Below are 12,190 nucleotides of genomic sequence, written 5' to 3'. Positions count from 1 at the left end.
TTTAGGACCGTTCATAAATGATTATTTTTTTGAATTTAATTGCCAATTTTTATCATAAGAAACAAAGAAACTAATCCAAATATTTCTAGAAAGTCTCATGATAACAGGCATAAAAATAACAAGAGTTAAACTAATGCCTATAAAAGCTGTTTTTAGGCTAGTTTTTAAAAATACATAACAAATGATAAATGCAGCCACACCAAACGCAACACCTAAGGCGTAACTAACATACATAGAACCATAAAAAAATGAAGGTTCCATTGAATACTGTAATCCACAATGTGAGCAATGTTCATTCATTTTGATTGTATACTTTGGGTTAAACAGGTTGCTTGATTTATACATGCTTTCTTGTTGACATTTAGGACAACTTCCTGTTAAAATGCTATTGATTTTCAATCCTTTTTTTAACATTTGCAAAAATTTTTTATCAAAGGTAGTTTTTTTATGCTTTTGAATATATAATTTAATTAACATTTTATGCTAAATATTCACAATTTATCAATTTCTTTTGGAGGAACTTTTTTATTTGAAGAAGTAACCTTTAGATTAGGCGCAGGTGATCGCGTTGGACTAGTAGGAAAAAATGGAGCAGGAAAGTCCACCCTGTTAAAAATTCTTTCGGGAGATTTTAAACCTGATTCTGGAGATATTGCAACGGAAAAAGACGTACAAATTGGTTTTTTGCGTCAAGATATTGATTTTGTGAAAGGCAGAACAGTATTAGAAGAAGCTTATATGGCTTTTGAAGATATTAAACGAGCAGAATTTGAAATTGATAGAATTAATCAAGAACTAGCCACTCGTACTGATTACGAAACAGAATCCTATACTGAATTAATAGAAAGATTAAGTGATTTTCAACATCGCTATGAAATTTTAGGAGGATATAGTTATGTAGGACAAGCAGAAAGAGTTTTATTAGGACTCGGTTTTAAACGAGAGGATTTTAATAGTCAAACGGATACTTTTTCTGGAGGGTGGCGTATGCGTATTGAATTAGCTAAATTATTGTTACAAACCAATGATATTTTGTTATTAGACGAACCTACAAACCATTTGGATATAGAAAGTATCATCTGGTTAGAAAGTTTCCTGAAAACTTTTCCAGGTGTAGTCGTTATCGTGTCACATGATAAAATGTTTTTAGATAATGTAACCAATAGAACCATAGAAATTTCACTAGGAAAAATATATGATTATAATAAGCCATATACACAGTATTTAGAACTTAGAGAAGAAATTCGTGAAAAACAACTACAAACCCAAAAAAATCAACTCAAAAAAGTTGAAGAAACAGAAAAATTAATTGAAAAATTCCGTGCCAAAGCCACTAAAGCATCAATGGCTCAATCTCTTATAAAAAAGTTAGATAAAATGGAAGTGATTGAGGTAGATGAAGATGATAACTCTGTTATGAATATTTCATTTCCTATTTCAGTAATTCCTGGTCGTGTGGTTATAGAAGCAGATAAAGTTACAAAAGCATACGGCGAAAAAACAATTCTAAAAGATATTTCCTTAAATATAGAAAGAGGAAGTAAGATTGCATTTGTTGGACAAAATGGACAAGGAAAATCCACTTTTATAAAAGCAATTGTCAATGAATTTCCTTATGAAGGAATAATTAAATTAGGACACAATGTACAATTAGGTTATTTCGCCCAAAACCAAGCAGACTATTTAGATGGCGAAAAAACACTTTTAGACACTATGATTGATGCTGCTACAGACTCAAACCGTTCTAAAGTACGCGATATGCTAGGAGCCTTTTTATTTCGAGGTGATGATGTAGAAAAAAAAGTAAAAGTGCTTTCAGGAGGAGAAAGGAATAGATTAGCATTATGTAAACTATTGTTACAGCCTTTGAATGTGTTAGTAATGGATGAACCTACAAATCATTTAGATATTAAGTCTAAAAATGTACTAAAAGCAGCTTTACAAAAGTTTGAAGGAACATTATTATTAGTCTCCCACGATCGTGATTTTTTACAAGGAATGGCAAATACGGTGTACGAGTTCAAAGATCAAAAAATTAAAGAATATTTAGGCGATATTAATTTCTTTTTAGAACAACGCAACGTAGATAATTTTCGTGAAGTTGAGAAAAAAGATGAGATTAAACCCGATTCAGGTCTTAATACTCAAACTAAAAATTTGAGCTATGAAGAACAAAAACTAAAAAAAATACTACAAAATAAGCTGTCAAAAATAGAAAGCCAAATACAAGAATTAGAAAAAAAAATACAAAAAGATGATCTTACACTAGCCGAAAATTATGAAAAATTATCACAAGACACTTCCTTTTTTACGGCTTATGAAAACAAGAAAAAAGAACTAGATATGCTAATGGAAAATTGGGAAAATATACAAATAGAACTAGAAAGATAGTGCCTTAAATTTTTAGTAAGCAATATGCTGTTTTTATAACAAAAATATTGCTTACTCTTGTAGATTATTTAAAAGGATGGCGTTCTTGCCATGAAATTTGAGGTTCTAAACGAGCAAATATTTTATTGATAAAGCGATTGATAATCGCGTTTCTATGATAAATAAAGCCAGACATAACAACGGGTTTTGCTCCTATAGAACTTTTGATCTCTAAAGCTGTTCGACCAAAAATGATCTTCTTAAACTGATTTTTAATGCCAAATTCAGTCATGTTGTACAACATATTTAAATACAACATCTTTTCTTTTTGTACATATTCATCATATCCCAAAAAATAGGTTTCTAATAATTCACCATTTAAAAGTAAGGTATGAAAACCAATTAAATCATCGTTCAAAAAATATCCCGTTAGTTTAAAACCATTACCACATTGTTTTTTAAAAGTATAAAAATGATGTTTCGATAAGAAAAAGGTATTAAAAGGAGCATTTTTAGCTACATGATGATAAAGTTCATATATTCTTTCTTCATATATTTTAATTTCTTCTAAAGATAATTCGCGGGTAGTAATACCACTAAATTTTTTATGAGAACGTTTGTATTGATCTCGATATTTTTTTGACAAAGCAGCCATGTAATCCTCCTCCGTTTTCCATTCTGGATTTAACTCAAAAATCATGTTAGGTTGAATATTAAATTCAAAAAAATCCTTAAAAAAATATTTTTTCAATTCATTACTGCTACCCTCATAGAAATCTTTAAAAACAATAATATGTATATTGATATTTTGTTTTTTTAAATGTAAGATTACATGATTCTTACATTCTTGTAAAATTTGACTAATACAAGAAAAATTCATCTCTTTGTTAAACGCATATCCATTTTGTCCCGTAATCATATTGTTACCAATAAATAGAACATTAGAAGCAAAATGACGAAGCAAAAAATTTCTTGTGTAAATTCTAAAACATTTATCTCGATCGCCAAATGAAGATAATTGCTGTGATTGGATATATTGAGCTAGGACAACACCTATATGTTTATTGTTTTCATATATAGCAATATAAAAACATTGCATATTAACAGGAGAAGACTCTCCTAAAACAGATAAATAAGACGTTTGTAAAAAAGCATTGTCCTTCGCAATCGTATTCCATGTAACAGGAAGATCTTGGATTGCCTCGTGTATAGTAAACGTAATTGATTCCAAAATAAAAAAATAATCGCCTAAATATAAGGCGATTGTTTTATAAATAAATGTTAATGTTTTATTGTTGCATATAAATAATGATATACTTGATAAATTCTACACAAACTAATAAAAAATATAAATATATTACGGAAAAACGCTTAGAAAAATATCCATGATTAATAGTTTTTAGAACTCTAGAAAGAACCAACTACTCAAATTTTATATTTAATTGAGTTTTAAAAGGAACCCTTAAAATGTAAAAATAAATATTAATTGTTTAAAGAAGTTGATAATAAATTAAAACAAGGAGAAGTAATATCCGTTTTAGTAAAGTTTGGATTAGCAAATTTAGAATTTAAATTAGACGAAGTCCCTATAACAAATGAAAAATAGCCAGTATAACTTGATCCGTTCCAATTAGCATATAGATTATCAATCCCGTCTGGACAATAAAATATATTATCATTAAAATTTAAATTTGGTTGACTTAATTCAGCATAAACTAAATTACTGTTTGAATTTGTGTGAAAAATGTTATTTTTTATGATAGAGTTTTCACTATAAGATAAATATAATTCTCCGTTGCCAGAACTGGTAAAATCGTTTGAAAAACAAGTGTTATTTATAATGATTGAATTAGTAACCTTACCAGATCCATTTGGATAATCAAAACCTCCTAATGCAATTGCACAAACTTGATTGTTATGGAATATATTATTACGAATTATAATCCCATCAGTAGTTTTGCCAATATTTTCACAACCAATTTCAATACCATACCCATTATGATGTGATTCATTATTTTCAACGATGATTTTTTTGCCGCCATCTATATAAATTCCACCAGATCTAGCAGAGGGTGAAATACAATTATAAATGGTATTGTTTTTTACCAAACCATTTCTTGCTTGATCATTCCTAGAAAAAGAACACGTACCTTCATACCCAATTATGTCAATTCCAATATTTGTTAAATCATGAACAGTATTATTTATAACTTTAAAATTATCAACATTACCATTAATAGCAATTCCCTCACTATAACCAAGCCTACAATTGAATAATTGATTGTTTTCTATAACTAAATTACGTATTGCTTTAGTAGGATTGGTACCATAAACAATAATTCCTTGCGCATTAGTCGACGCATTTACAGGAGCATTTGGATTTGAAGAAAAATGAATATCATGAATTATACAATTTTTGATAGTTATTTCATTGCACAAACCCTCTATTAAAATACCTTGGGCATCATTTTGAATATTATTTCTTAATTCTAAACCATCTATTGTAATGTGTTTTTTGTTTAAAATAGAAATGATAGAATTTTTATTGGTAATACCCGTTGCATCAATAATAGGAAGAGTAGAAGTTTGATTTTTAATCGTAATATTATTAACTGGAATTTGAATTTTTTCATTGTAAACACCACTACCAACATTTAGTGTGCTATTAGCAGGCATATTATTTAAACTATGTTGAATCGTTTTCCAAGGGAAATCCTTCGTTCCAGGATTGGCATCATTGCCACTTGGCGATACATAGTAGTTAGTTGGAGATGCACAATAATTAACTTGATAAAAATAATTAATAATAAAAATGATTACTATTAGAGCAAACAATGTTATTGATATTCTTTTCATTTTTTTTTGTTTAAGGTGAAAAAATATTGTTAGATCTTTATTCATGTTCTGTCATTTTATTGATGGTGACAGAACCAATTAGCTTTTGTTTTTATTAAAGATAGTAGTTTGTAAGTAAAAAATCAATTTTAAATTAAGCTGAAATTTAATCCAGTAGACATTTGTTAACCAAAACTTTAGAAGGGGAATCAAACGTTATTTTGTAAAAATATTAAAATGATTAGTATGGTCACAAAAAATATTTAAAAATAAGAGAAACAAAATAAAAAAAAGTTTTAATACCATTTAAACTTAAAATATACTGGATTAAAAAGTGAAATTCTCGATCTTTTTTATTTTAAAACAACTCTAACAAACGGTTGAGTATATAATTGAAATGATCGTTAGCTCGAGCGCGAAGCACATCGAGAATCAATACTAATTTCTATTGCTTTTGTAGGATAGTCTCTAAATCAAACATTATGTGATTTCTCCCTTTGGTCGAAATGAAAGATTGCGAACTTTTTGGACAGTTTCAAGGTTAAAAAAATAGTATTATGAGTAAATTTCAAAGTTTAAATGGTATAAAAACAATTATATATTGAAAATTTTACAGATAAAATAATTTTAAATTTTATAATAATAAGAAGAGTAATGTCTCCTGTAATAAAAATGTGTGCCAGAGATTGCACTGTCTCGAAATAGTTAGATACTATTTGGGTACACTTTTATAACTCGTTGATTTCTTTTTCGGATAGTCCTGTTAGCTTTATTATATCAGGAATTGAAAGCCCCATTGTTTTTGCTTGCTTAGCAATTTCAATTTTTCCTTCAATCTTTCCTTCAATCTTTCCTTCTTCTTTACCGTCATCAAAAGCTGTATCAATAATACTTTTTAGGTCTCTGTACACTTTTAAACTACTTTCGTATTTATCTAATTCCCATTGTCCAAAATTAGCTAATTCAGCTTTTTCAAAAGCTTGAGTAAAAACCTCATCTTTGAAAATGGTAGGTATATTTTGGAAGTCTTCTAGGTTTTTAATAAAATACAACCACTTGTCTAAACGGGAGTTTAAGTCGGTTTCCTGTTTTTTAAAGTTGGGCATTTCTAAATAAATATAGGTTAGTTTATCGTAAAAAACTTTTCCATTTTGGTTTTTTAGTTTAATGGTATGTACGACTTCGCTTTTTTCGGGTTCAGATTCGTAATCGTCAAAAGTAAAATCTAAAATACCTATACAGTAAACGGATTTGAGGTTATAGTTCCATTCTCCTTTTTCGGCTTGTTCTCTGATAGGAAAAGTGGCGTAATAAATGGTTCGTTCTTTAAAGAAATTTTGTTTTGCTTTTTGTAGTTCTACGATGAATTTTTCGCCTTTTTCATTTTGGCAATAGATGTCGTATATGGCTTTTCTGTCGAGGTCGGTAATTCCGAGTTGCTCGGTGTTTTTAAAAGAAAGTTCTTTAATTTGGTCGTGTTCAGGCAATAGTGTGTTAAGGAAGTCTATAAGCAAATTTTTGCTGGCTTCTTCCCCAAATATTTTTTTAAATCCAAAGTCGGTAAACGGATTGATGTATTTAGCCTTCATGATTCCAAATGGTTTGATGATTCAAATTTACAAAAAATATTTGACAGAGTGTTTTTAGCTGTCATATAGACAAACGACTAATAGAACTAGATTTTCAGTAGTTTTATGAAAGACTATTTTTAATAGAAATACTAAAAATAAATATTATGATCACAAAAACGTCGAAAAAAATAAGGAGAAATAAAAACTTTATTTACTCAAACAAGAGGTCTATTTTATATTTATTAAATTTTAGAATGGAGTATTTCATTATTGAGTCAGTAAGTATTTTTTAATAATTATACGCGTTATATAGTGAATATGATGCTCTTTTTACTTATTAAAGTAGGTTTGAGTAATTTCAGGATTTTAGTAAAATAACAGCAATAGATAAAAGGAGTTTGCCTATTCATTTTTAAAATTGAGTACTATAGAATATATACAAAAACAAAAATGATAAGCTTAAAGTATAGGGATCTCTTTTTCAAATGCAGAGCCAAAAGAGATGAATGAATCAGTACTTCCAACACCTTCAATGATATGAATTTTTTCGTATAAAATTTTCCTAAACTCTTCATTGTTAGTAGCTACAATTTTTAAAAATAAAGCATATTTGCCAGACACAAAATGACATTCTACAACTTCTGGAATCTCTTTTAGTCTTTCAGCAATAGAATAAGAATAACGAGCTTCTTTAGTAGCAATTCCTGTATAGGTAATAGTTTCGTAGCCCATAGCTTTTGCATCAAGCTTAATAGAAAAACCTTTGATAATACCTGCTTCTTGCATTTTCTTGATTCGTTGGTGAACTAATGAATTAGAAATGTTTAATTCCTTAGCCAATTCAGAATAGGCAAAACGACCATCTAAACTTAGCTTTTGAATTATTTTTTTGTTGATATAATCTATTATTTTATTTAACCCTTGTGACATTTTTATCCTTTTTAAACTTTGGTATTAATGAGAAAATAAGTAAAAAAATAATATTGATCTTTTTGCCTATTTTATATTGTTTTTAAAATGTTAAATTAACATAATTAGGAATCTATAAAAGTCAAATTTTAATAAATTTACTTAGATGTTGTAAATATACTTATAAATACACTAATTTTGTGTCACATTAAAAGAAAACAACACCATGGATAAAGATCAATTATTGTCAAAATTATGGGAGCAATACATCGCTATTACTCCATCTGCTCAAAAAATTCACGCATTATTAGCTGCTGAAGGAGAAATAATAGGAAATGATCATATAGCTATTCGTACATACGATGATAAACGTGTCGATATTTCGGTTTTAGAAAAACCTTTTATAAAAGCAGGTTATGAGCCAAAAGGCGAATATGTTTTTGAATCTAAAAAATTATTTGCAAAGCATTATGAACACGCTACAGATAAAAGCGCGCCACGCGTTTTTATTTCACAATTAGAATTAGCTAAATGTTCGGAATCATTACAAAAAACAGTAAAAGAAACTTTAGATGCTTGTGACCAATCAGTATTTGAAAAAGAAGATTTAATTTTAAGCGGTGCTGTATGGAATAATTCTTCTAACGCAATCTATTCCAATTTATTGGAAGAGTCAGAGTATGCAGCGTGGATGTATATTTATGGTTTCCGAGCTAATCACTTTACAATTAATGTGAATGCCTTAACCCAATTTCCAACATTACAGTCTTTAAACCAATTTTTAAAAGATAATGGTTGGAAATTAAATACTTCTGGTGGTGAAATTAAGGGAACTCCTGCTGAGCTACTAGAACAATCAAGTACATTAGCTGATTTATATACAGTAAACTTTGATGAAGGAGCTAAAGAGATACCTTCTTGCTATTATGAATTTGCGTTGCGTTATCCAATGGCTAATGGAGAGCTTTATTCAGGATTTATAGCTGCTTCAGCAGATAAAATTTTTGAAAGTACAGACGTGAAACTTCAAAATGAAGCAAAATAAGTTTTTATATAAAAAATAATACAGAGTTCTCTTGTGAAAATAAGAGAACTCTTTTTGTTTTAAAACAAAAAATTAAAAGAAACTAGCATGATTAAAAAAATTTTCCTATTGCTCATTTCTCTAACAGCAGGCGCGCAAACTATTCAAATAAAAAACGAAAAAGTAACTATAGATGGCGTTCCAGTTCTTCAGCTAAAAGTAATATCCAATCGCTTCAAATATGATCTATATGATCTGAATAATAATTTGATGCTTCATGCGAAAATGATACCTTGTAGAGGTTGTAAAGAAATAAATGAAATTCAATTTGAATTGATTAGCCCTAACTACTCAGATGTAAAAAGATTAAAAGTTTTAGAAGAATCCTTTAGTCGTTCCAGAGAATTTATCAAGATGCTATGTCAGTACCATGTATTGAATCAAAAAGGACTTGATTTAGAACGTCTTTTTACAATAGATGAAGAAAGATTAAAGTTAGAACCCATTGAAACGAAACCAATTGAAGAAAACATAAGTACTAAAGAATTTAAAATCGTAGCAAATGACTTACTCGTTCACGGAGAAAAAGTTGGTTTTTTTGAACAGAAACAAGAAAGTCTAAAATGTAAAAATTATCAACTAAATTATATTAAATACATCCTATTTGATTTAGATCGTAATTTAATTGCTTCTTATTGCACAATAGAAGATACCGCTCCCTATGGACATCCTGATTTCTTCAGGATTTCAGAAGCTTTGCAAATCGATCGATTAGTCGTTCGAAACGGTGTGAATTATGTATATGACACACTGCCAAAAGAAGTAATAATGCAATTTTTAGCGACAAAGGCTTTTCAACAGAATTATCATTTGGGACATTTTATCAATAGGAACTATTCCCCTGTTTTGACCGATTCAGAACAAAATGAAGAAGTGAAATATATTGACAAAAGTTCTGAATATTTCTTGTGTAGACATGAAGATATTGTGGGAATAGGGACTTTTGATCTAGTAAAAGGATTTAATGATGACCCTAGTTTTAAGACTGGTAAACAACACATTTACTTTAAACCATTAGATACGGATTTGAAACCCTATGTTATTCATGGAAAATATGATGAAAAAGTAATTATAGAAAATCATTACGAATCCAATGCCTACATTGCTTTTGATGTAGTTAATAAAGATGTTTTTGAAATTTTTGAAACGATACAAAGTGCACAAGAATTAAGACCCGATTGGTCTGTATTTAGAAAAATAGTATATGAAAATCAAAAATTTTATATTGCATTAGATTTTAAACAATTCATCATAAAAGACAAAAGAAAAAATAAAGGCGTTCGGTTATCCAATAAAAAGGATAAAGCAAATAAACAAATCTTAAAATACTTAGATATAGACCCTCAAATCTTGAAAAAGTACGAATTAAAACATTTAGATGAATTAATTCAGATCGTTTCTGTAGCCAAGTAAATTCTTTTATTAATTTAGTTTTCAAATTATTAAAATACACTAAATCTGTTATGGCACAACGCAAAATCTTTATTTTCGATTTCGATAGTACTTTTATACAAGTAGAAGCACTCGATGAATTGTGTACTATTATTCATGGAGAAACACCTATAGCCGAAACAGTTCTAAAAACCATTCAAGAAATAACCAATCAAGGAATGGAAGGAAGTATTACCTTAAAAGAATCGTTATCAAAACGAATTCATTTATTACAAGCACATCGAGATCATCTAGAAGAATTAATAAAAAAATTAAAAGATAAAATTTCCACATCTGTTATTCAAAATAAAAACTTCTTTAAACTGCACAGCGAAGAAGTGTACGTTATATCAAACGGATTCAAAGAAATTATAGTACCTATTGTCCAAGAGTTTGGAATAAAACCCGAAAATGTATTAGCAAATACCTTCGTTTTTGACCATCATGGAAATATAGTAGGATTTGATGAAAAAGAAGAACTATGTGAAAACAAAGGAAAAGCATTAAAAATACAATCCTTAAAGTTAGAAGGTGAAGTAATCATGATAGGTGATGGCTATACCGATTATGAAACAAAACAATACGGAGTAGTATCTAAATTCTATGCTTTTACCGAAAATATAAAACGTCAAGTAGTATTAGATTTAGCAGAAAAAGTAGCTCCCTCTTTAGATGAGATCTTATACGATTTGTCCGTAAAAGCGTCCGTTTCTTATCCTAAGAATAGAATACAAGTCTTACTATTAGAAAACATTCACCCAGACGCAGTTGCTCAATTCGAACGCGAAGGGTATCAAGTTACAAGTTTAAAAGGATCACTATCAGAAGAGGAGTTGTGTGAACAGATTAAGGAGGTATCCATACTCGGAATTCGTTCTAAGACAACCGTATCAGCACGTGTTTTAGAAAACGCCCATAAACTGCATACAATTGGAACTTTTTGTATAGGAACCAATCAAGTAGATCTACAAGTTTGTAGCCAAAAAGGAATAGCTGTTTTTAATGCCCCTTATAGTAATACACGTTCAGTCGTAGAACTAGCAATAGGAGAAATGATCATGCTAATGCGTGCTACTTTTGAAAAAAGTCAAAAAATGCACCAAGGAATTTGGGATAAGTCGGCTAATGGTAGTGTAGAAATTAGAGGGAAAAAATTAGGAATTGTTGGATATGGTAGTATTGGATCTCAACTTTCTATTTTAGCTGAAGCCCTAGGAATGCAAGTCTACTTTTATGATGTGGTAGATAAACTAGCTTTAGGAAATGCTAAAAAATGCGCATCGTTACAAGAACTATTAGCAGTAGCAGATGTAGTGTCTTTGCATGTTGATGGAAGAGAAAGTAATGAACAACTGATGGATGCAAACACATTTAGTGCGATGAAAAATGGAGTAGTATTCTTAAATTTGTCCCGCGGACATATAGTAGATATGGATGCACTAATCGTTAATTTAGACAGTGGTAAGATAAGAGGGGCAGCTATAGATGTTTTTCCTTATGAACCTAAAAATAATGATGAGGTATTCCTCTCCGCTCTGCGTGGAAGAGATAATGTCATACTAACACCACATATAGGAGGTAGTACAGAAGAAGCCCAACACGATATAGGAAATTATGTGTCAAGAAAAATAATACAGTATATCAATACAGGAACTACTTTTGGAAGCGTTAATTTGCCCGAAATTCAATTACCTGAATTTGATAATGCACATCGAGTAATGCACATACACGAAAACGTCAAAGGAATATTGGCACAAATTAATACAATATTTTCCAATGCAAATTGCAACATTTTAGGACAATATTTAAAAACAAATGAACAAATAGGGTACGTAATTACAGATGTAGATAGTTTTTATGATCCAGATTTAGAAAAACAATTAAAAATGATACCCAATACAATACGATATAGAATTTTGTATTAATCATTAAAAACATAACGTATCAAAAGAAATTAAAAATTTCTGTTTAAAAAGAATTAAAAAGTGAG

Annotated in this window: 9 protein-coding genes; 4 read left to right on the top strand and 5 right to left on the bottom strand. The window is 29.3% G+C overall.

Going from position 1 to position 12,190, the window contains the following annotated elements:
• Nucleotides 1–21: 21 nt before the first annotated feature.
• Nucleotides 22–414, bottom strand: a complete 393-nt coding sequence (locus tag AWN65_RS11295; protein ID WP_060383890.1) for a DUF983 domain-containing protein — start codon at nucleotides 412–414, stop codon at nucleotides 22–24.
• Between the two features lie 66 nt (nucleotides 415–480).
• Between AWN65_RS11295 and AWN65_RS11290 the strand changes: the two genes are divergently transcribed.
• Nucleotides 481–2,391 (top strand): ABC-F family ATP-binding cassette domain-containing protein, encoded by a 1,911-nt coding sequence (locus AWN65_RS11290; RefSeq protein WP_060383252.1) that lies wholly within the window; start codon nucleotides 481–483, stop codon nucleotides 2,389–2,391.
• 64 nt (nucleotides 2,392–2,455) lie between these two features.
• Here the strand turns inward: AWN65_RS11290 and AWN65_RS11285 are convergent, their stop codons facing one another.
• The 4 genes from AWN65_RS11285 to AWN65_RS11270 all read right to left on the bottom strand — a co-directional run bounded on the left by AWN65_RS11285 (nucleotide 2,456) and on the right by AWN65_RS11270 (nucleotide 7,706).
• Nucleotides 2,456–3,601 (bottom strand): 8-amino-7-oxononanoate synthase, encoded by a 1,146-nt coding sequence (locus AWN65_RS11285; protein ID WP_205729635.1) that lies wholly within the window; start codon nucleotides 3,599–3,601, stop codon nucleotides 2,456–2,458.
• Nucleotides 3,602–3,852: 251 nt separating this feature from the next.
• Nucleotides 3,853–5,226, bottom strand: a complete 1,374-nt coding sequence (locus tag AWN65_RS11280; RefSeq protein WP_158447610.1) for a right-handed parallel beta-helix repeat-containing protein — start codon at nucleotides 5,224–5,226, stop codon at nucleotides 3,853–3,855.
• 707 nt (nucleotides 5,227–5,933) lie between these two features.
• A complete protein-coding gene (locus AWN65_RS11275; protein WP_060383249.1) occupies nucleotides 5,934–6,794 on the bottom strand; it encodes an Rpn family recombination-promoting nuclease/putative transposase in 861 nt (286 codons plus the stop codon).
• A 441-nt stretch (nucleotides 6,795–7,235) separates the two neighbouring features.
• Nucleotides 7,236–7,706: an Lrp/AsnC family transcriptional regulator gene (locus AWN65_RS11270; RefSeq protein WP_060383248.1), complete on the bottom strand. Its 471-nt coding sequence runs from the start codon at nucleotides 7,704–7,706 to the stop codon at nucleotides 7,236–7,238.
• A 205-nt stretch (nucleotides 7,707–7,911) separates the two neighbouring features.
• On the opposite strand from AWN65_RS11270, the gene AWN65_RS11265 reads away from it, so the two are divergent.
• The 3 genes from AWN65_RS11265 (at nucleotide 7,912) to serA (ending at nucleotide 12,125) form a co-directional block, all read left to right on the top strand.
• Nucleotides 7,912–8,730: a DUF1338 domain-containing protein gene (locus tag AWN65_RS11265; RefSeq protein ID WP_060383247.1), complete on the top strand. Its 819-nt coding sequence runs from the start codon at nucleotides 7,912–7,914 to the stop codon at nucleotides 8,728–8,730.
• 87 nt (nucleotides 8,731–8,817) lie between these two features.
• The gene (locus AWN65_RS11260; RefSeq protein WP_060383246.1) at nucleotides 8,818–10,182 is read left to right on the top strand and encodes a hypothetical protein; all 1,365 of its coding nucleotides are present in this window, start codon (nucleotides 8,818–8,820) and stop codon (nucleotides 10,180–10,182) included.
• Nucleotides 10,183–10,232: 50 nt separating this feature from the next.
• Nucleotides 10,233–12,125 carry a phosphoglycerate dehydrogenase gene (serA, locus tag AWN65_RS11255; protein ID WP_060383245.1) on the top strand — a complete coding sequence of 631 codons (1,893 nt, stop codon included), beginning with the start codon at nucleotides 10,233–10,235 and terminating at the stop codon, nucleotides 12,123–12,125.
• The last annotated feature ends 65 nt before the right edge of the window (nucleotides 12,126–12,190 follow it).

It is taken from the genome of Flavobacterium covae, from assembly GCF_001534645.1.
Classification (GTDB): domain Bacteria; phylum Bacteroidota; class Bacteroidia; order Flavobacteriales; family Flavobacteriaceae; genus Flavobacterium; species Flavobacterium covae.
The sequence above is the reverse complement of the archived record's forward strand: the minus strand, read 5'-3'. Positions and strand labels throughout refer to the sequence as shown.